We start from the raw sequence: 21299 nt of genomic DNA on the forward strand, positions 1-21299 counted from the left end.
GAGCCGCTGACGGAGCCGACCGATGAGGTCAGTGTTCCAGGCGGTGTCAGAGGTGTTCCCGTCGAGGATATCTCCGACGACGGGAACGCCGGCTCGGTTGACACCGAGACCGACTTGGAATTGCTTGAGATCAGGCCGATGGTCTTTGCTGTAGCCATGCGTGATAGAGAGCGTCTCGTCAGCGTCTTCGTCAGTTTCNTGCTTGAGATCAGGCCGATGGTCTTTGCTGTAGCCATGCGTGATAGAGAGCGTCTCGTCAGCGTCTTCGTCAGTTTCGTAGAGCCCGTGGACGGAGAAAGAAGTGGTATCGGCGTGAACCACGTCAGTAGAAACGTCTTCGCGAGCAGCGGCTTCGACCAGCACGGTCCCGAGGACCGTGCCTGGGTCGGCGTCAGAAAGCTTATCGAGTGCTCGTCCAAGCGTGTGGTCGTTCAGATCTTCAGGTGAGATTCCTCCGCCAAAGAGGTTCTCTGTGTCGGTATCGTGGAAGAATTCAGGCAGCCGATACATCGGCTGCCCTCGGGTCAGACAGTTCGTGATCAACGCCATGAGCCGCAGACCAGGCGAGAGCTGAGAGCGTTGTTCGTCCCAGTCCAGCTCCTCGTTGAGAACAGCAATGAGACCGCTTTCCTTGCAGACGGCACAAATGACCGGAAGAGGACCTGGTGCGAGGATTTTCACAGACGAACTCACGGTGCCGTGAGTTTGTCTGTGTGCCTCAAGAAGCTCACCCTAATCATCAGCAGAAAATAACGTCGTCAATCTAGACGAGGTACTGAAAGTGGGNCGTGAGTTTGTCTGTGTGCCTCAAGAAGCTCACCCTAATCATCAGCAGAAAATAACGTCGTCAATCTAGACGAGGTACTGAAAGTGGGATACTTACTCCCTGACCAACGTTTCAAGCACTGACGTATGTTTCACACCATGAAACATACACATATAGAAGTTTTGACTGTTTCTCCAACGACAATGGGGATGGGTGTTTGGTCGGTGTCGTCGCCGATCCGTACCCCAACGTTAACGCTCCCGGCTGCCTGATTTTCCAAAAATGAGTACACAGGAGGTCTCGCGCGGTCGTGCGTGGCTGATGGCCGCGCGACCGCAGACGCTGCCGGCGGCCGCCGCGCCGGTGTTCGTCGGCACCGGTCTCGCCGTCTCGATGGACGTGTTCGCACCGCTACCGGCGCTCGCGGCGCTCGTCGGCGCGCTGCTCATCCAGATCGGAACGAACTTCGCGAACGACTACTACGACGCCAAATCCGGCGTCGACTCCGAGGATCGCGACGGGTTCACGAGAGTCACCCAATCGGGCCTCATCGGGGCGAGCGAGGTCCGGCGCGCGATGATCGCCACGTTCGCGCTCGCCATCGTTCTCGGGAGCTATCTGGTCTTCGTCGGCGGCCTGCCGATCGTGATCATCGGGCTGTCGAGCGTCGCCGCGGGGATCCTCTACACCGGCGGTCCCTACCCCTACGGCTGGTACGGCCTCGGCGACCTCTTCGTGTTCGTCTTCTTCGGGCTGGTCGCCGTCAGCGGCACCTACTACGTGCAGGCCGCGGCTCTCGCGCGCTCGTTCCCGCTCTGGCTCCCACCCGACACGCTGCCGCTCGCGGCCGTCGTGGCGAGCCTGCCCGCCGCTGGCCTCTCGACGAACATCCTGATCGTCAACAACCTGCGCGATCGCGAGACCGACATGGCGGCGGGCAAGCGCTCGCTCGCGGTGCTCCTCGGCTACCGCTGGAGTCGCGTCGAGTTCCTCCTCATGACGGGAATGGCCTACGTGATCCCCGTCGTCTTCTGGCTCACCGGCTCCGGCGCGCTCGTGCTCGCACCGCTGCTCACATTGCCGTACGCCGCCTCGATTGCCACGACCGTGCTGACCAAAACCGACGGCGACGCGCTCAACCCCGCGCTCGAACGGGTGGGCAAACTGCTCGCGGCCCACTCCGTGCTCTTCGCGCTCGGACTCGCGCTACCGGGGCTGCTATGAGGATCGAGCCGTTCTCGCTGGCGCTCGCGAGCCCGCTCTCGACCGCCAGGGGTACGATCGATACAAGGGAGGGTTTCCTCGTCACGATCGACCACGACGGGGTCCGAGGCGTCGGCGAGGCGACACCGCTGCCCGGCTGGACGGAATCACTCGACGAGTGCCGGACGGCGCTCGATCGTGCGCGCGACATCGACGATTGGTCGGCAGCCCTTGACACGCTCGACGGAACGCCGGCTGCCCGCCACGGGCTCGCGCTCGCGCTTGCCGATGCTCGCTCGCGTGCCGCCGATCTCCCGCTCTACCGCCATCTCGGCGGTGATCCAATGAACGAGATCCCGGTGAACGCGACGATCGGCGACGGCTCGGCCGACGAAACCGTCGCCGAAGCCACCGCGGCCGTCGAACGGGGGTTCGAGACTCTCAAGATCAAGGTCGGGGCGCGGGCGGTCGCGGAGGACATAGAGCGCGTCGCCGCCGTCCGAAACGCGATCGGCGAAGACGTCGAGCTCCGTGCGGACGCGAACGGCGCGTGGGATCGCGAGACAGCACGCGCAGCGTTCGACGGGTTCGCCGACGCAGGGCTCGCGTACGTCGAACAGCCCCTTCCCGCGGACGACCTCGCCGGCCACACGGATCTCCGGGGACGGCTGCCGATCGCGCTCGACGAATCGCTCGCGACCCACTCCGTCGAGCGCGTTCTCGCCGCCGACGCCGCGGACGTTCTGATAGTGAAACCGATGGCGCTCGGCGGGCCGGATCGCGCGCGGACGGCCGTACTTGCTGCCCGCGCGGCCGGCTGCGAGGCGGTGCTCACGACGACGATCGACGGCGCGCTCGCACGGACGGGGGCCGTCCACGTCGCGGCGAGTCTCCCCGACCCGCCGGCGGCCGGGCTCGCGACCGCCGATCGGCTCGCCGAGGACCTCGTTCCGGATCCGGCACCGATCATCGATGGTCGTGCGCGCGTGCCACAGGAACCGGGCAACGCGCCACTGGAGGACGGATGACCGACGTGCTTGCCCGGCGCGTACAGGCCTCGCCCGACGCGACCGCGCTCGTCGGGATCGGGGGAAGGGAGTGGACGTACCGCGACCTCGACGAGCGCGTCGAGCAGGTCGCCGGCCGGCTCGCGGCGCTCGGGGTCGCGGGCAAGCATCTCGGCTGCCTGCTCGAAACCCGGCCCGCGACGGTCGTCCTCGTCCACGCGGCCGCGCGCCTCGGCTGCGTGCTCGTTCCCTTGAACACGCGTCTCACGCCCGCCGAACTCGACAGTCACGTCGAGCGTGCTGAGCTCACGACGCTCGTCTGCGGGGCGGACACCGCCGACACCGCCGTCGGGCTCTCGGCGGACGTTCCGATCGCCTCCGTCGACGACACGGAGCATGCGGCGATCACCGCTCTCGACAGCGTTTCGCCGGCGGAGTTCGCGCCTGCCTCGCGCGAGGCCGACGAGCCGGCGGTCATGCTCGCCACGTCGGGGACGACCGGCGAGCCGAAGCTCGTCGTGCTCACGACCGAAAATCTCCGTGCGAGCGCCGTCGCCTCGGCGTTCCGGCTCGGCATCACGCCCGACGACCGCTGGTTCGACCCGCTCGCGGTCTACCACATGGGCGGGCTCGCGCCGATCGTTCGCTCCGCGCTCTACGGGACGGCCGTCGTCGTTTCGGGCGAATTCGATGCCGAGACGACGCTCGGCGCGCTCGAACGGTTCGACTGCACCGGGATCTCGCTCGTGCCGACGATGCTCCGCCGGCTGCTCGATGCAGGGTCGCTCGCCGACTCGCTCCGGTTCGTCCTCTTGGGCGGTGCGCCCGCCTCGGAAGAACTCATCGAGCGCTGCGAGGAGCGGGGCGTTCCCGTCCACCCCACCTACGGCATGACCGAGACGGCCTCGCAGGTCGCCACCGCCCGTCCCCAGGAGGCGTTCGCCCACACCGGTACGGTCGGTCGCCCACTCCTGAGCACCGATCTCTCGGTTCTCGACGGCGACGGGAAACCCGTCGATACCGGCGAAACGGGCGAACTCGTCGTGTCTGGCCCGACGGTGTTCGCGGGCTACTACAACGATCCCGACGCGACCGCGCGGGCGTTCTCCGACCGTGGCTTTCACACCGGCGACGTCGGCCATCGCGACGCTGGCGGACGGCTCTGGGTGACGGGGCGGCGCGACGAGATGATCTCGACAGGTGGGGAACTCGTCGCACCCGGAGAGATCGCCCGCATGCTCCGGTCCCATCCGGCCATCGACGACGCCGGCGTGGTCGGTCTCCCCGATTCAGACTGGGGCGAGCGCGTCGGCGCGCTCGTCGTCGGCGATGTTGCCGACGCGGAGATGGTTCGAGATTACTGCCGCGAGCGCCTCGCCGGCTTCAAACTCCCACGGACGATCGCGTTCGCCGACGAACTCCCCCGCACCGCTTCGGGCACCGTCGAGCGTGCGGCGGTTCGAGAGCAGCTCTTGGACGCCAGCGACTGATCGGGTCGGTCGTGGCTCTCAGTCAGCACCGCCTTCCGCGACCGGCCGGCCGTCGGTGTCGAGCGCTGCCGCGGTGGGCGGCCGTGTCCGTACGTCCGCGCCCTCGCGCTCGTCGATGACGTCGGCGTAGGCCTCGGGCATCACCTTCACGAAGTCCGCCAGCTCCTCGTCCCAGTTGTCGAGAACGGACTGTCCTCTGTCGGAACCGGTGTAGGTGACGTGGTTTTCGACCAGCCGGCGGAGCATCCGCTCGTCCTTCTCGTCGAGTTCGGCGGTCGTCCGCACCATGCCGTGGTTGACGCGCGATTCGAACTCGCCCGCCCTGTCGAGCACGTACGCGACGCCGCCGCTCATGCCGGCCGCGAAGTTCTTGCCCGTCTCGCCGAGCACCGCGATCGCTCCCCCGGTCATGTACTCGCAACCGTGGTCGCCGACCGACTCGACGACACCCTTTACCCCGGAGTTGCGCACCGCGAACCGCTCGCCGGCCTTTCCGTTGACGTACACCTCGCCCTCGGTCGCGCCGTAGAGGGCGACGTTGCCGATGAGACTGTTCGCCCCGGGTTCGTAGGGCGCGGTCGGCGGCGTGTTCACGACGAGTTTGCCGCTCGAGAGCCCCTTGCCCACGTAGTCGTTGGCGGTCCCGGTCAGATGCATCGTTACGCCCGCGGCGAGAAAGGCCCCGAAGCTCTGGCCGGCAGTCCCGTCGAAGTCCACGGTTATGGAATCCTCGGCGAGACCGTCACCGCCGTGCTCGCGGGAAATGTGATGGGAGAGCAGCGCGCCGACCGCGCGATCGGCGTTCGAGATCTCCCGACTGAGCGAGACGGGTTTTCCATCCTGGATCGCCGCCTCGGCGTCGGCGATCAGCTCGTGGTCCAGCTGCTCGTCGATCTCGTGGGTCTGTTCCCGTACCTTCGTGCGTTCGGTGCCCGGCTCGCCGTCGCTGCGCGGCTCGGCGAGCATCGATGAGAGATCGAGCTTCCTGGCCTTCTCGTTGGCGACGTCCTCGCGCTGGCTCAGGAACTCGGGCCGGCCGATCATCTCCTCGACCGTTGCGAAGCCGAGCTCGGCCATGATCTCGCGGAGTTCCTGTGCGATGAACGTCATGTAGTTGACGACGTGTTCGGGTTCGCCGGGGAACCGGTCCCTGAGCTCCTCGCGCTGGGTGGCGACGCCGACCGGACAGGTGTTTTCGTGGCACTGCCGGGCCATCACGCAGCCCGAGGTGACGAGGGAGGCGGTCCCGAACACGTACTCCTCGGCACCCAGGAGCGCCGCGACGGCCACGTCACGACCGGTCTTCATCCCGCCGTCGGCCGAGACCCGGATGCGCGAGCGGAGTCGGGTCTCGCGGAGCAGCTGGTTCGCCTCGGCCAGTCCGAGCTCCCAGGGAAGCCCGGCGTTCTTGATCGAGGTGCGCGGGCTCGCGCCCGTGCCTCCCGAGTGGCCCGAGATGTGGACGACGTCGGCGTTGGCCTTCGCCACGCCCGCCGCGATCGTGCCGATGCCCGCCTCCGAGACGAGTTTCACGTTGACGTCCGCCTCGGGGTTCGCCGCCTTCAGATCGTGAATCAGCTGCTTCAGATCCTCGATCGAGTAGATGTCGTGCAGTGGCGGCGGCGAGATGAGGCCCACGCCCGGCGTCGCGTATCTGACGTGGGCGATCATCTCGTTGACCTTCTTCCCGGGGAGATGGCCGCCCTCACCGGGTTTGGAGCCCTGGGCCATCTTGATCTGTATCTCGTCGGCCGATGTGAGATACTCCGAAGTGACGCCGAACCGACCCGACGCGACCTGCTTGACCGGACACTCTTTTTCGGTGTCGAACCGTGCTGGCGGCTCGCCACCCTCGCCGGTGTTCGATTTCGCGCCCAGCCTGTTCATCGCGATCGCGTTCGTCTCGTGCATCTCCGGCGAGAGACTGCCGAGGCTCATCGCTGCCGTCGAGAACCGCTCGACGATTTCGTGGATCGGTTCGACCTCCCCTACTGGAATCGACTCGCGCTCGCTGTCGAATTCGAGCAGACCACGCAGCGTCTGGAGCTGCTCGTTCTGCTCGTTCATCAGGCGGGCGAACTCCCCGTACTGCTCGTAGTCGCCCTGTCTGACGGCCTGCTGGAGCGTGCCGACGGTTTGCGGGTTCCACTCGTGGAAGATCCCATCCGAGCGGTGTTCGTACTCGCCCTGCCGTTCGATATCGGGCTGGTCGCCGAACGCGACCGCGTGGCGGTCTTCGAGATCATCTTCGATCTCCGCGAGGCCGATACCCTCCGTGCGGGCGGTCGTCCCCTCGAAGTAGTCGGCGACGAAATCGGAATCCAATCCGACTGCCTCGAAGATCTGGGCACCCTGGTAGCTTTGGACTGTGGAGATCCCCATCTTCGACATGGTCTTCAGGAGACCGTCTTCGAGCGCACCCCGGTAGGCCGCGACGGCCGCATCGCGATCGGCACCGTCCGCGCCACGCGTGAGATCTGCGATCGTCCGGTAGGCGAGATAGGGGTTGACCGCACCCGCACCGTAGCCGATCAGCGCCGCGACGTGGTGAACGGTACGCGGATCGGCCGATTCGACGACGAGTTCGACGCGGTTGCGGCGGCCGTTGCGCACCAGGTGATGGTGGACGGCACCGGTCGCCAGCAACGACGGGATCGGTACTCGCTCGTCGCTCGCCGCCCGATCCGAGAGAATCAGGATATCGTTCTCGTCGGCGGCTGCGGTCGCCTCGCGTCGCACGCGCTCGACGGCCGATTCGAGGTCGCCGTCGACGTCGTAGGTGATGTCGACAACTCGGCTCTTCATTTCGTTGGCTGCCTCGCCGCCCATCCCTCTGATCGCTGCCGTCTCGTCGTTCGAGAGAACGGGCGAGTCGGCGACGAGCTGGCGGGCGTGGGCCGGCGACTCGGCGAGCAGATTGCGCTGGTGGCCGAGGCGCGTTTCGAGCGACGTTACCAGCTCCTCGCGGATGTAGTCGAGCGGCGGGTTCGTCACCTGCGCGAACAGCTGCTTGAAGTAGCTGAACAGCGGGCGATTGAACTGCGAGAGCACCGAAAGGGGTGTGTCGTCGCCCATCGAACCGACCGGATCCTTTCCCTTGGTCGCCATCGGTTCGAGCAAGTTGTCGAGCTCGTCATGTGTGTAGCCGTAGAGCGCTTGTCGACTGCGGAGATCGATGTCGTTCTCGTGCTTCGAGCCCCCTCGACGATCACCTGTCGCGTCGACGAGCCCGGCGAGATCGACCTGCTCCTCGTCGATCCACTCGCCGTAGTCCTCGTCGGTCAGCTCCCCGAACACTTCCTCGTCAGGCAGAACGCGTCCTTCCTCGGGATCGGCGAGGAACAGCTGGCCGGGTTCGAGACGACCACGCTCGGCGACGTTCGCCGGGTCGAGATCGAGCGCCCCGGTTTCGGAGGCCATCACGAGCTGTCCATCGGTCGTCACGTCGTAGCGACAGGGCCGGAAGCCGTTGCGATCGAGCACCGCGCCGACCCGTTCGCCGTCTGTCGCCGCCACCAACGCCGGCCCGTCCCACGGTTCGGACAGTGAGGCATGGAAATCGTAGAACGCACGGCGCTCGTCGCTCATCTCGTGTTCGTCGCCGCGGAACGCCTCCGGGATCAGCAGCCTGAGCGCGTGCGGGAGCTCGCGACCCGATTCCAGGAGGAGTTCGAGCGCGTTGTCGACGCTCGCGGTGTCGGACTGCTCGGTGTCGGCGATCACCGGCCTGACCGCATCGACGTCGAACTCGTCGGTCTCGATATCGGTCTCGCGGGCGCGCATCCAGTTGACGTTGCCCTGAATCGTGTTGATCTCGCCGTTGTGGATCGTCCGGCGGTAGGGATGGGCGAGATGCCACGCGCCGAGCGTGTTGGTCGAAAACCGCGCGTGGACCATGACGAACGTCGAGGCGAGCCGCGAGTCCCGAAGGTCGGGGTAGTAGCCGCCGAGCTGGTCGCCCTTCAGCAGCCCCTTGTAGACGAGCGTCTGGCGGTCGAGCGAGCAGACGTAGAACCGCTCGTGGCCCGCGGGCGCACGCTTGGCGACGCGCTTTTCGACCGTCCGACGACCGACGTAGAGCCGCGTGTCGAACTCGTCGGTAGCGAGGTCGTCCTCGGGGACGACGATCGCCTGAGAGACCGTGGGTTCGGAATCGATCGCCGTCCGGCCCAGCTCCGCGTTGTCCGTCGGGACCGCCCGCCAGTGGGCGACCGAGAGACCGTGCTCGGCGAGTGCGTCGGCGACGAGTTCCTGGAGCGCCTCGCGCTCGGCGTCGTCCTGCGGGAAGAACAGCGATCCGACGGCATAGATCTCGGGAAGGTCGATCGGGAGTTCGTCGGCGAAAAAGTCGTGGGGCGTCTGGAGCATGACACCCGCACCGTCACCGGTGTTCTCCTCCGCGCCGGTCGTGCCGCGATGTTCGAGGTTCGAGAGGAGGTCGAGCCCATCGGCGACGACCGAGTGGCCCCCCTCCCCGTCGAGGTCCATGACGACCCCGACGCCGCAGTTCGCGCGCTGCTCGGACGGATCGGCCAGTCCCGTGGCCGCCGACTGCTCTCCAGAGGGGTGTGTGTTAACCATCTGCACCCGAGTCTTCCGGTCATGTATAAGAGGTTAACCCTGAAGGACTAAATGTGTGCTAATACCAAATAAGGGCGACAGTGCGTGTCGTTGCGGGTCGTTAGCGCCGAAAGAGAGAGGAGACGAATTGGTGGAACTCCTCAGTAGGATTTGGCGAAGTAGGCCGTCTCGGTCGCGTCGTCGCCACAGATCGCACACGTGTCGTCGATCGGCCCCTCGTCCTCGTCGAGCGGGACCATCACGATCTCGGCGGCGATCTCGTCTTTGATCTCGGTCTCGCAGCCTTCCTCGCCACACCAGGCGGTCTTGACGTAGCCACCGTGTTGGCCGATCGTACCGAGCAGCTCGTTGCGGCTCTCGGCCTCGCGGACGTTCTCCTCCAACTCATCCTCGGCGGCGGCGTACAGTTTCGCGTAGACGGTGTCGAGATGGTCCTCGACCGTTTCGGCGATCTCGTCCCGTGTCTCGACGATCGATTCGCCGTCCGGGCGGTGGACGAGCGTCGCCTCCTCGTCCTCGACCTCGTTCGGCCCGATCTCGATGCGCAGCGGAACGCCGTTGAGCTCCCATTCGTTGAACTTGAAGCCGGGGTTGCGCCCGTCGCGGTCGTCGAGTTCGACCCGCAGACCGGCTTCATCGAGCTCCGCCGCGAGCTCGGCGGCGTAGTCGAGCACCTCCTCCTGGGTGTCCTCCTGCCAGATGGGCACGACGACGACCTGTTCGGGCGCGATCGCGGGCGGGAGCACGAGCCCCTGATCGTCCGAATGGGTCATGACCATCCCGCCGAGCGCGCGCCAGGAGAGGCCCCACGAGGCAGTGTGGGCGACGTGTTCGTTCTCGTCCTCGTCGACGTAGGTCACGTCGAACGCCTCGGCGAATCCGTCGCCCAGGTAGTGACTCGTCGCCGCCTGGAGCGATTTCCCGTCGGGCATCAGCGACTGCACGGCGGTCGTCGTCTCGGCCCCGGGGAACTTGTCGTGTTCCGGTTTGCGACCCTCCAGAACCGGGATCGCGAGCACCTCTTCGTGGAGGCGGCGGTACTGCTCCAGTCGGAGCATCGTCTCCTCCCACGCGCTCTCGCCGTCGCGGTGGGCGGTGTGACCCTCTTGCCAGAGGAACTCCTTGGTGCGGAAGAACGGTTTCGTGTCCGTCGCCTCCCAGCGGACCACCGAACACCACTGGTTGAGCCGCATCGGGAGGTCGCGGTGGCTCCGGATCCACTGGCTCATGAACGGCGTGATGATCGACTCGCTGGTCGGGCGGACCGCGAGGCGCTCGTCGAGCTCGTCGTTGCCCGCCTCCGTCACCCACGCGACCTCGGGGTCGAACCCCTCGACGATCTCCTTTTCCCGTTCGAGATAGCTCTCGGGGATGAACATCGGGAAGTAGCTGTTCTGGACGCCCGTGTCCTTGAACCAGCCGTCGAGATGGTCCTGGATTCCCTCCCAGAGGGCGTAGCCACGGGGACGAGTGACGATGAACCCCCCCATCGGCGCGTAGTCGGCGAGCCCCGCCTTCTGGACGAGTTCGGCGTACCACTCGCCGGGGCTGTGTTCCTTCGATTCGGTGATCCCGAGGTCCTGTTGTGGGTCGCTCATAGATACCGATCCGTCCGCTGGGTTAAACACGGTACGATTCGCACAGGCGTCGGAGCTATTCCAGTCTGCGTTTGGTCTCGCGGTGGCGATAGCGGAACATCGGCTCGAAACCGATGTCGCCAAAGGGTTCGGCGAGGCGGCCGAGCTCGCCACAGGGGAGTCGGTACTCCACACGATCACGGAGGATCGTCCCGCCGGCGTCGGCGTAGAAACTGTGGGTGTGGACCCAGCGCTCGAACGGGCCGTCGTGCATCGTATCCCGGAACAGCCCGGCATCGCCGTCGCGCCGTCGCTCGACGATCCGGGAGGTCCAGCCCTGTCGCGGGCCGACACCGAACGGGCGCATCGAGAGGTCGATCTCGGAGCCCTCTTTCAAGATGTCGGGGTCGGGTTCACCGTCCGGGCCGCGCGAGGCCTCCACTCGGAGGTTCATGAACCGTGGTGTGACCGCCGTCAACCCAGTGGTCGCCGAGTGGAACTCCCAGACGTCCTCGAAGGGCGCGCGCAGGTACGTCTCGCGCTCGTAGGTGGCCATAGCCATTCTTCGCCCCGCGCGGGCAAAACTCCCGCGGACGGGCAACGGCGAAAAAAGCGGCACGCATATATCCCGCGACTGAGAATCAGCAAGTATGACCCGGACCTGCAGGAACTGCAAGCGGACCTTTAGCAGCGAGCTCGAACTCGAACTCCACCGCGACGTCTGCTCGGACGCACAGTTGGTGTGTGAGGTATGTGGCGAGCGCTTCGCCGAGCGGTATGCGACGACGGACGGTTGGCGATACGACTGTCCGAACGACGACTGCGACGGCACAGGACTGAAAGAAGATCTCCGACCGGTCAGCGACGTACTCGTCAGCCAGTAGCGTCGCCGGCGAGTCGTTCGATCGCGACCAGCGCCCGCCGACAGACGGGTGCGTACGCCGCCGCAGGCAACGGGATCTCGAACGCCGCTCGACAGTTCTCTCCCACAGGTTCGACCCGATGGCCGGTCGCCGGAACGCCGGCGACGCGCCACGTCCACCGACGATCGGCGCAGCTCGTAACGCGAAACGGAACCCGTAGTCCGCTGTCCGGCAGACTCGGGAGTAGTGCGCCGGGACCCACGGTTTCGACGTGGCCACGCGATCCCTCATGGATGAATCGGTCGGGACAGTCGACGGCCGCGATCGACGGTCCCCACTCGGGCCAGCGGTCGGTATCGGTGAGGATCGACCAAACGGTCTCGGCGGGCGCGTCGATAGGTTGCGAAATCACGAGCCGACGGCCGTCGGGCGTACGCTCGATGGCTGGGTTCACGACACGTGTCGGAGTTCGGGCAGCATATACCGTGGGTCGATGACGGCGACGTTGATCTCGGGTCGATGCTACGACTTTTCCCAGCGGCCGCCGATGACATGCTATGGAATACACGACCCTCGGTGACACGGGCATGGAGGTCAGTCGGCTCTGTCTCGGCTGTATGAGCTTCGGCAGCTCGGAGTGGCGTGACTGGGTGCTCGAAGAAGAGGAGAGCCACGAGATCATCGAGCGCGCGATCGACCTCGGCATCAACTTCTTCGACACAGCGAACATGTACTCGCTCGGCGAATCAGAGCGCGTGCTCGGCAACGCGCTCGCGGGCTACGATCGCGACTGGCCGGTCGTCGCCACGAAGGTCTATCATCCGATGGACGAAGACAATCCGAACGCCGGCGGACACTCCAGAAAGGCCATCGAGCAAGAACTCGATAACAGCCTCGACAGGCTCGGAATGGACACGATCGACCTCTACCAGACCCACCGCTGGGACGAGAACACGCCGATCGACGAGACGCTCGGCGCACTCGACGACGCGGTGCGCCGGGGGAAAGCCAGATATATCGGCGGCTCGTCGATGTGGGCCCACCAGTTCGCCGACGCGCTGCACACGAGCCGAGTGGAGACCCTCGAACGGTTCGTGACGATGCAGAACCACTACAATCTCGTCTATCGCGAGGAAGAGCGCGAGATGCTCCCGCTCACCGAGAAGGAGGGCATCGGCGTCATGCCGTGGAGCCCGCTCGCGCGCGGCTACCTCACTCGTCCGCACGAGGAGATCGGCGCGACCGACCGCGGCGCGAGCGAGGAACACCTCTACGAGCATCCCTACCGCGCGGGCGGCGGGCGGGAGATCAACGAGCGCGTCCAGGAACTCGCCGACGAAAAGGACGTCACGATGGCGCAGATCTCGCTCGCGTGGCTGCTGCACAAGGAGTGGGTCGACGCGCCGATCGTCGGTACGACGAGCATCGAACACCTGGAACAGGCCGTCGCAGCGCTCGACATCTCGCTGTCGGAGAGCGACCAAGAATATCTCGAAGAGCCCTACGAACCGGTACCCGTCTCGGGCCACGACTGAGCCGTGCAGCCCGTCGTGCGATGGCGTTCCAGTCGCTTTATCCGCGTCTCGACCGTACGACCGCCGTGAACACCGACCGTGCCACGCTCGCGGCGATGATCTTCGCCGTCATGTTCGGGCAGGTGGCACTCTATCCTGGCGTGCCGGAGCTCGTCGCTGCACTCGGTGCGCAGACGACGCTCGACGCGAGCACGTGGTTTCTCGCTGCCGAGTACGCGGGTTTCGTCCTTTTCGCCGGCGTCTGGGGCGCGCTGAGCGATGCCGGCGGCCGCCGAACCCGGTTCATCGTCGCCGGCGCGCTCGGCGGCGTGGCGAGCTACGCGCTCCTGGTCGGGCTCGCGTGGTTCACCGAGATCGGCTTCACGACGATGCTCCTCGTCCGCTTCGTCGAGGGGAGTTTCACCATCGGAGCGTTCTCGCTGTCGATAACGATGCTGATGGACATGGAGGGCGGGCACGGCCGGAACATGGGTGCGGCGGGCATCGCCATCGGCTCGGGAACGGCACTCGGCGCACCGCTCGGCGGCCAGCTCTCGGCCGTGGGCCCGCTCGTCCCGCTGGTCGTCGCCGCCGGTCTGCTCTGCCTCGTCGCGCTGCTCGCAGTGCGACTGTCGGATCGTACGGTCGAGAGCCGGCGAGGCGGCATCGGGGCGGCGCTCTCGGGGCTCACCGATCGCCCGGCGCTCGGGCTGCCCTACCTGTTCGGCTTCGCCGACCGCTTTACCGCAGGGTTCTTCGCGCTCGTCGGCACGCTCTACTTCAGGCAAACCTTCGGCCTCGATGCCGGCACGGCGGGGCTCGTGCTCGGACTGTTCTTCGCGCCGTTCGCGCTCGGCCAGTACCCGATGGGCCGGCTCTCCGACCGGATCGGCCGCCTGCTCCCCGTCGTCGCCGGATCGGTACTCTACGGCGGCGCGGTGCTCGCCGTCTATCTCGCCCCGACGGTCGAGATCGCCGGCGCGACGATGGTTCTTCTCGGCGTCGCTGGCGCACTCGTCGCCCCGGCGACGATGGCGCTCGTCACCGACCTCGCGACCGACCGCGGCACGGCGATGGGCGGGTTCAACGTCTTCGGCAGCCTCGGCTTCCTCGTCGGCACCGTCGGCGGCGGCGCGATCGCCGACAGTTTCGGCTTCGGCGCGGCCTTTTTCGCCGCCGCGGCGCTCGAAGCCGGCGTCGTGATCGTGACGCTCCCGCTGCTCGTCCGCCTCGATGTTCCGCGGAGCGTGTTGCTCGGTGATCACGACTCCGCCTGAGAGCCCGACGATCGGCCGTCCGTCCCGAGAACGTTTCCCGTTGGAAGCGGTAGCCGACGCATGGCCGATCCCGAAACCGTGGTCCGGCGGTACTACGAACTCGTCGACGCCGAGAACTACGACGACCTCGTCGCGCTGTTCGCCGATGACGTCAGCTACGAGCGCCCCGGCCAGGACGCCATCGAGGGCCGCGACGCGCTGCGGACCTTCTACGAGGAGGGTCGCCCGCTCGACGACGGCTCCCACGAGGTCCACGACGTGGTCGTCGATGGCGATACGGTCGCCGTACGGGGTTCGTTCTCCGGTCGGCAGAACGGCGAGCGCGTCGGGTTCGGTTTCGCCGATATCCACGAGTTCGAAGACGGAGCGATCGCGCGACGATACACCTTCACCGACCGCGACGAGGTCTGAATCGGTGTTCTGTACGGGAATTTCCGTTTCAGCAGATTTATTCCGAATCGAGACCGAGCAACCGTATGCATCGTTCTCACACGGTCAGTAGTGCTCCGTTCGATCGTCCCGCCGTCGGGCGGTCGGCGGACTGATGTCGTCCGCGGCCGAATCGAGCGACGTCGACTATAGCGCCCGCGCACGCGAAGCGCTCGGCTACTCGCGCTGGTGGCAGATCGCCGCTGCCGCGGTGATGATGGCACTCATCAGTCCCTACCAGTACGTCTGGTCGTCGATCGAGGGGCCGCTGGCGGCCGATCTGGATCTCCAGCTGTCGGCGCTCGGGCTCGTGTTTACCCTGTTCGTCGCCTTCCAATCGATCTCACAGTTCCCCGTCGGGACGTGGCGTGACAGCCACGGCCCGCGCCGCATCAGCCTGCTCGCCGGCGTGCTCGCCGGCGGCGGCTATTTCGGTCTCGCCTACGCGACCGAACTCTGGCAGGTCTACGTGCTCTACTCGCTCGGTGCGATCGGCGTCGGCATCGTCTACACCGTCTCGATCAACACCGCGCTCAAGTGGTTCCCCGACCGGCGCGGGCTCACCACGGGCATCGGCACGATGGCCTTTGCCGCCGGCAGCGCCGCGTTCATCCCCTACGTCCGTGCGAACACGACCGTCGGCGGCTACTCCGCGGTGGTTCGCAACATGGGGCTGCTCATCGGTGTCGGCATCCTCGTCGGCGCGGTCGTGCTCCGCGACCCGCCAACCGACTGGCTTCCGGGACGAACCGACGGCGGGCAGGCCGCGACAGCTGCACACTCGGGAAACGACTACACCTGGCGCGAGATGCTACGTACCTGGCAGTTCTGGGATCTGCTCGTCATGTTCGCGTTCGTCAACACGGCCGGGCTGATGCTGACGGCGAAGGTCGTCTCGTTCGCCCAGCAGTTCGGTCTCGCGGCGACGGTCGCCACCGCCTCGGCGACGATCCTCGCGCTCGTCGGCGGCCTCAGCCGCGTCGTCGTCGGCGGCATCTCGGATCGGTTTTCACGCCGGCGCGCCATCCTCGCGTCGGCGATCCTCACCGGTGTCGGACTGTTCGCGCTCGTCTGGTTCGCTCAGCTCGGCTCCGGCATCGGCTTCGTCGCCGCCGTGATCGTCACCACGTTCTTCTGGAGCCCGCAGTTCGCGCTCTTTCCAAGCATCGTCGGCGACTACTACGGACAGACGAACTCGTCGAGCAACTACGCGCTGGTCTACATGGGGAAGGTCGCTGGCGGCACCCTCGGTGGCGTCGTCGCCGGCTTCCTCATCACCATCGTCGGCTGGTCGACGACGTTCCTCATCGGCGGCGGGCTCTCGCTGCTGGCGGGCATCGGCGCGTTCGCGCTCAGACCGCCCGGCCGATCCTGACAAAATACGCTGAGAGCGCGTCAGTAGCCGGCGACCGTGCCGTCCTTTCGCGGTTCGGTCGCGCCCGAAAGGGTACCCTCGTTGTTTCGCGCGATCTGTGCGCCACCGAACTGCGTCGGCGTGTCGATGCGCACGTCGTGACCCATGCGAGCGAGTTTCGTCGCGAGATGGCCACCGATACGACCTTCGACGGCGAGTGATCCGTCCTCGCGGTAGCGCCAGCGTGGGCGATCGAGCGCCGCCTGGAGGGGAAGATCGTGATCGACGAGATTCGAGATCACCTGCACGTGGCCTTGAGGCTGCATGAACCCACCCATGACGCCGAAGGCCGCCCAATCGTCCTTGCTTTCCTCGGGCGCGAAATCGACGACGCCGGGGATGAGCGTGTGGAACGGACGCTTGCCCGGCGCGAGGCTGTTCGGATGCTCGGGATCGAGCGAGAACGAGGCACCACGGTTCTGGAGGGTGATCCCCGTTCCGTTGGCGACGAGACTGGAGCCGAAACCGGCGAACAGCGAGTTGATGAGCGAGACGACGTTGCCCTCGCCGTCGGCAACGGAGACCAGAACGGTATCGGCGTCCTCGGCGTGGCTGTCGGGCACCCCGAAACTCACATCGCTCGCGGCCGCGCCGATGTCCGTCGCGCGTCGCGTGGCCCACTCTCGTGAGGCGAGCGGCGGCACGTCCACGTGGTCGGGATCGGTGATGTATCGATGGCCATCGTGAAAGGCACGCTTCATCGCTTCGGCGAAGTAGTGGACGCGCTCGGGCGACTCCAGCGGCTGTGCGCCGGCGTCGATCTCCTCGGCGATGTTGAGCGCTTCGAGCGCGATGAGTCCCTGATTGTTCGGCGGGAGTTCGTACACCTCCGCACCGTGATAGCGCGTCGAGACCGGGTCGGGGAACTCGACTTCGAACGCCGCGAGATCTGCATGCGAGAGGAAGCCGCCCTTCCCCTGGATCTCGTCGACGATCGCGTCGGCGATCTCACCCTCGTAGAACGCGTCCGCACCCCGCTCGGCGATCGTTGCGAGGCTCTCGCCGAGGCGTGGGAGGCGAATCTGCTCGCCGGCTGCGGGGGCAGCGCCGTCGTTGAGATAGGCGTCGACGGCGTGGCTGTCGGTGAACAAATTCTCTGCGGCCTGCCACTCGTGGGCGATGACCTCCGAGACGGGGTAGCCATCGGTCGCGTAGCGGATCGCGGGCTGGAGTGTATCGCCGAGCGAGCGCCGGCCGTAGCGCTCGACGGTCGCCTCCCAGCCGCGCGCGCTGCCCGGCACCGTGACGGCGTGCGGGCCGAGAAACGGCATGCTGAGGTCGTCGGAGTCGTCGCTGCTATCGACCGCATAGCCGCGGTTTTCGGGATACCACGACGCCGACTCCTCGTGATCGCGCACGGACTGGCGAACGTTCTCGATGGTCGCATCGGCCGGCGCGCCGCCACAGGCCCGCATCGAGCCGACCTCGCCGTCGGCGGTCCGATAGAGTGCGAACGTGTCGCCACCCAGTCCGGTGCTCATCGGCTCGACGACGTTGAGCGCGGCGGCGACTGCCACGGCGGCGTCGAAGGCGTTGCCACCATCCCGAAGGAGTTCGACGCCGGCCTCGGCGGCGAGCGGTTGGCTGGTGGCGACGATACCATCGTTCGCGTAGACGGTCGAACGACGTGAGGTGAACCGATCCAGATCGGGATTCGGCATGTGTTCGCTCACCATCCTATCCACCTAAAGATGGCTATCCGACGGTGGTGTCGAACGCCCATTTCGTCACGGTTGCTGCGATGACTATCGGCGCTGTAGTCAGAAATCACGGGCGGAGACCGGAGCACGAATTCGATTCACAGTACCGATACGAACCGTCGGGTTATCGAAGGAACCCGAGCAGTTCGTAGTCGTGATCGGGGGTGTAGTTCCGGAACAGCAGGCTGTTCGAGAGCACCGACACCGACGAAAACGCCATCGCCGCGGCGGCGAGCGCGGGCTGGAGCAGCCCGAGCGAGGCGAGCGGGATCATCGCCGTGTTGTAGCCGAGCGCCCAGAAGAGGTTCTGCTTGATCTTCCGGAGCGTCCCGTCGCTGATGCGGATCGCCTTCACCACGTCGAGCGGATCGTCGCGCATCAGCGTGACGTCGGCGGCCTCAATGGCCACGTCGGTCCCCGAACCGATCGCCGTGCCGACGTAGGCGGTCGCGAGCGCTGGCGCGTCGTTGACGCCGTCGCCGACCATCATCGCCCGCCGTCCATCCTGCTGGATGTCGTCGATCGCATCGGATTTGTCCTCGGGGAGCACGCCCGCACGGACGTTGTCAGGATCGATGCCGACCGCCTCGGCAACCGCCTCGGCCGTCCGTTCGTTGTCGCCGGTGATCATCCGGGTCGTGACGTCACGATCCTGCAGCGCCGCTACCGCCTCTTTGGCGCTCTCCTTCACCGTGTCGGCGTCGGCCACGACGCCCAGGAGACGGCCGTCGCTCGTGCCGGCGGGCACGCGTGCGACCAGCATCGCCGTCTTGCCCTCGCCTTCGAGCCGTTCGAGCGTCTCGACGGCGGGTTCGGGATCGATGTCGGCCTCGCGCAGCAGCGTCCGGTTGCCGACGAGCACCTCCTCGCCATCAACTGTCGCGCGCACGCCCTGTCCGGGAACGTTCTCGAACCCCTCGGGGTCGGCAAGGTCGATGCCACGCTCTTGGGCCCCTTCGACGATCGCCTGCGCGAGCGGGTGTTCGCTGCCGGATTCGGCACTCGCGGCGGCCCGGAGCACGGTTTCCTCGTCGATTTCATCGGTGGCGGGTTCCGGATCGCCACCGATCGCCTGCGTACCCCCGTCGGCCGCCGTCTCGGTGCCGCCGTCGGTGGAGCGACCGTCGAGCGGGACGACGTCGGTCAACTCCATCTCGCCCTCAGTGAGCGTCCCGGTCTTGTCGAAGACGACCGTGTCGACGTCTTTGGCGCGTTCGAGGACATCGCCGCCCTTGAACAGGACGCCGTTTTTCGCGCCGATCGAGGTGCCGACCATCGTCGCTGCTGGGGTCGCGAGCCCGAGTGCGCAAGGACAGGCGATCAGGACTGCGGAGGCGAACACGACCACGGCGAACTCGAAGACCGAGACCGTGCCGCCGGCGATCGCGGGTCCGCCAGCGACGAGCCCCCACAGCGGGAGCCAGTCGACGAAGCCGGCGAACGCTTCGGGGAACAGATACCAGACGACGCCCCACAGCAGCGCGTTCGCGATCACGATCGGGACGAAATACGACGAGATGCGGTCGGCGAGGTTCTGGATGTCGGGCTGGCGCGACTGGGCCTCTTTCACAGTCTGAACGATCTGCTGGAGCGCCGTGTCCGCGCCGACCTTCGTCGCCTCGACGATCAGCAGGCCGTTCTCGTTGATCGTCGAGCCGACCACCTCGTCGCCCTCGCCCTTCTCGACGGGCACCGACTCGCCGGTGACCATCGACTCGTCGACCGCCGACTGGCCCGAAACGACGGTCCCGTCCGTGGGAACCTTCTCGCCGGGTCGGATCTTCATCCGGTCACCGACATCGACCTCGTCGAGGGCGATTTCCTCTTCGTTGCCGTCCTCGTCGACGATCGTCGCGGTATCGGCCTCCATCTCCAGGAGCTGCTGGAGCGCCGCGCCGGCCTGGCCCTTCGAGCGGGCTTCGAGATAGTTGCCGAACGTGATGAACACGAGGATCAGCGCGGCGGTGTCGAAGTAGAGACTGCCCGCGAGCAGCCCGAGCAGGACGACGACCGAGTAGACGTAGGCCGTCGAGGAGCCGAGCGCGATCAGCACGTCCATGTTCGCCGTTCGATTCTTGACGAGCGCGTTGTACGCGTTCTCGTAGAACGGTCGCCCGAGCACGAGCTGGACGGGCGTCGCGAGCAGGAACTCGATCCAGCCGAAATCGACGCCGAAGATCGTCTCGGGGAGCGCGCCGCCGCCCAGCAGCAGCTTCTCGACCATGAACGCGATCAGCGGGAGCGACAGCGCCGCGCCAAACAGGGTGAGCCGGAGCTGGCGGCGGATCTCGCCCTCACGGGCGGCATCGCGCTGCTCCTGTTCGGACTCACCGCTACCGTCGTCGCGCACGGGCGAGTAGCCGGCGTCCTCGATCGCCGCGTAGAGGTCCTCACGGTCGGTGTCGGCAGGGTTGTATTCGACAGTCGCCTCGTCGGTCGCGTAGTTGACTTCCGCCGCAAGCACGCCCGGCACGGCTTCGAGCGCCTCCTGGTTGGTCTCGGCGCAGTTCGCACACGACATGTCGGTGATAGCGATCGACGTCGAGCTGCTCACCGCCTCGTAGCCGGCGTCGTCGACCGCGGCGTAGATCTCGGCAAGCCCCACCGCGTCGGGATCGTAGTCGACGGTTCCCTCGTCGGTCGCGTAGTTGACGGTCGCCTCGCTCACCCCCACGAGTTCCTCCACGGATTCCGTTATCGACTGGGCGCACGTCGCACAGCTCATGCCCCGAACGTCGAGTCGGGCGGTTCGGTTACTCATCGGTTGTAGCTACGCGATACTCGTTTAACGTGGTTTCCGTTACGATCGAGGAAGATTCCCGCCGGCGGACTTTCGGTTCCAAAACGATCGTTTCAGTCGATCACGCAGCACCTTCCTCGAACTGCTCGTACTGCTCCTCGAAGCGCGCCTCGCAGGAGGGACAGCAGAACTGATAGAGATCGCCGTCGATCCGGGTCGCGACGCCCTCGCTGGTCACCGTGTTGCCACACTCGGCACACGTGAGCGCGAACTCCGTGCCGCCGGTCGAGGGTCGCCATTCGGCGTCGGTGAGCAATTGGACCTCGTAGTCGGCGATGCGATCGGTCTCGATCGTCCGCGAGAGCCAGAACGGAACGTCACCGTCTGCGATGCGCGCATAGCAGAGGAGGTCGCCCTCGGCGGTCGTGAACACGTACTCGACGGCTTCGGCGTTGAGCAGCGTCTCGCGAACGTCTTCGAATCCCTCCGAAGCTACCGATAGCGTGAGCAACACGGGAACGCCGCCACCAAGCTGCGAGCGGTCGATATCGACCGTGAACCGACGGAGAACGCCGCGTTCCTGGAGTCGTTCGACACGGTCGGCGACCGCCGGTGCCGAGAGGCCGACGACCTCGGCGAGCTCGCTCCAGGGCCGGCGCGCGTCGCTCAGCAACAGTTCGAGCAGTTCGAGATCGGTCTCGTCGAGATCGCGCATACCGACCGAACGGGTGCGATGGA

At 66.4% G+C, this 21299-nt stretch carries 16 protein-coding genes; 8 read left to right on the forward strand and 8 right to left on the reverse strand.

The features are described 5' to 3' along the window. Positions 1–681: DUF4277 domain-containing protein (locus C448_RS15490; protein WP_004053011.1), on the reverse strand; the 681-nt coding region annotated here is incomplete at its 3' end. A 367-nt stretch (positions 682–1048) separates the two neighbouring features. On the opposite strand from C448_RS15490, the gene C448_RS06595 reads away from it, so the two are divergent. The 3 genes from C448_RS06595 to menE are packed head-to-tail and all read left to right on the forward strand — an operon-like array spanning position 1049 to position 4466. Then, complete coding sequence (locus tag C448_RS06595) at positions 1049–1990, forward strand: 1,4-dihydroxy-2-naphthoate polyprenyltransferase (RefSeq protein WP_004053012.1); 942 nt, start codon at positions 1049–1051, stop codon at positions 1988–1990. Next, entirely contained in the window at positions 1987–2997 is a 1011-nt protein-coding gene (gene menC / locus C448_RS06600; protein WP_004053013.1) for an o-succinylbenzoate synthase, read from the forward strand. Before C448_RS06595 ends, menC begins: the two co-directional genes overlap by 4 nt. After that, positions 2994–4466, forward strand: a complete 1473-nt coding sequence (menE, locus tag C448_RS06605) for an o-succinylbenzoate--CoA ligase (protein WP_004053017.1) — start codon at positions 2994–2996, stop codon at positions 4464–4466. The genes menC and menE overlap by 4 nt, the downstream gene beginning before the upstream one ends. An 18-nt stretch (positions 4467–4484) precedes the next feature. Here the strand turns inward: menE and gltB are convergent, their stop codons facing one another. From gltB to C448_RS06620, 3 genes are all read right to left on the reverse strand, one after another. Further along, a complete protein-coding gene (gltB, locus tag C448_RS06610; RefSeq protein ID WP_049916122.1) occupies positions 4485–9047 on the reverse strand; it encodes a glutamate synthase large subunit in 4563 nt (1520 codons plus the stop codon). A 140-nt stretch (positions 9048–9187) separates the two neighbouring features. Beyond that, positions 9188–10645, reverse strand: a complete 1458-nt coding sequence (gene proS, locus C448_RS06615; protein ID WP_004053020.1) for a proline--tRNA ligase — start codon at positions 10643–10645, stop codon at positions 9188–9190. A 55-nt stretch (positions 10646–10700) separates the two neighbouring features. Continuing rightward, positions 10701–11180: an SRPBCC family protein gene (locus tag C448_RS06620; protein ID WP_004053023.1), complete on the reverse strand. Its 480-nt coding sequence runs from the start codon at positions 11178–11180 to the stop codon at positions 10701–10703. Positions 11181–11274: 94 nt separating this feature from the next. Here C448_RS06620 and C448_RS06625 point away from each other — a divergent pair, with 94 nt between their 5' ends. Continuing rightward, complete coding sequence (locus C448_RS06625; RefSeq protein WP_004053024.1) at positions 11275–11508, forward strand: hypothetical protein; 234 nt, start codon at positions 11275–11277, stop codon at positions 11506–11508. On the opposite strand, the gene C448_RS06630 is transcribed toward C448_RS06625, so the two are convergent. Beyond that, positions 11498–11941, reverse strand: a complete 444-nt coding sequence (locus tag C448_RS06630) for an SRPBCC family protein (RefSeq protein ID WP_004053025.1) — start codon at positions 11939–11941, stop codon at positions 11498–11500. The two genes, C448_RS06625 and C448_RS06630, sit on opposite strands and share 11 nt — an antisense overlap. Positions 11942–12044: 103 nt before the next feature. Between C448_RS06630 and C448_RS06635 the strand changes: the two genes are divergently transcribed. The 4 genes from C448_RS06635 (at position 12045) to C448_RS06650 (ending at position 16082) form a co-directional block, all read left to right on the forward strand. Further along, a complete protein-coding gene (locus C448_RS06635) occupies positions 12045–13022 on the forward strand; it encodes an aldo/keto reductase (RefSeq protein ID WP_004053028.1) in 978 nt (325 codons plus the stop codon). Positions 13023–13087: 65 nt separating this feature from the next. After that, positions 13088–14278, forward strand: coding sequence for an MFS transporter (locus tag C448_RS06640; protein WP_049916129.1), 1191 nt, complete (start codon positions 13088–13090; stop codon positions 14276–14278). 60 nt (positions 14279–14338) lie between these two features. Beyond that, positions 14339–14689, forward strand: coding sequence for a nuclear transport factor 2 family protein (locus C448_RS06645; RefSeq protein ID WP_004053031.1), 351 nt, complete (start codon positions 14339–14341; stop codon positions 14687–14689). 133 nt (positions 14690–14822) lie between these two features. Next, positions 14823–16082 carry an OFA family MFS transporter gene (locus tag C448_RS06650; RefSeq protein WP_004053033.1) on the forward strand — a complete coding sequence of 420 codons (1260 nt, stop codon included), beginning with the start codon at positions 14823–14825 and terminating at the stop codon, positions 16080–16082. A 20-nt stretch (positions 16083–16102) separates the two neighbouring features. Here the strand turns inward: C448_RS06650 and ggt are convergent, their stop codons facing one another. The 3 genes from ggt to C448_RS06665 all read right to left on the reverse strand — a co-directional run bounded on the left by ggt (position 16103) and on the right by C448_RS06665 (position 21276). Then, on the reverse strand, positions 16103–17782 hold the full coding sequence (gene ggt / locus C448_RS06655) for a gamma-glutamyltransferase (RefSeq protein WP_193363115.1): 1680 nt from the start codon (positions 17780–17782) through the stop codon (positions 16103–16105). Between the two features lie 163 nt (positions 17783–17945). Beyond that, positions 17946–20582, reverse strand: coding sequence for a heavy metal translocating P-type ATPase (locus C448_RS06660; RefSeq protein WP_004053037.1), 2637 nt, complete (start codon positions 20580–20582; stop codon positions 17946–17948). 100 nt (positions 20583–20682) lie between these two features. Further along, positions 20683–21276, reverse strand: coding sequence for an AsnC family transcriptional regulator (locus tag C448_RS06665; RefSeq protein WP_004053039.1), 594 nt, complete (start codon positions 21274–21276; stop codon positions 20683–20685). Positions 21277–21299: the final 23 nt, after the last annotated feature.

Origin of the sequence: Halococcus morrhuae DSM 1307, assembly GCF_000336695.1 — an archaeon.
Classification (GTDB): Archaea; Halobacteriota; Halobacteria; order Halobacteriales; family Halococcaceae; genus Halococcus; species Halococcus morrhuae.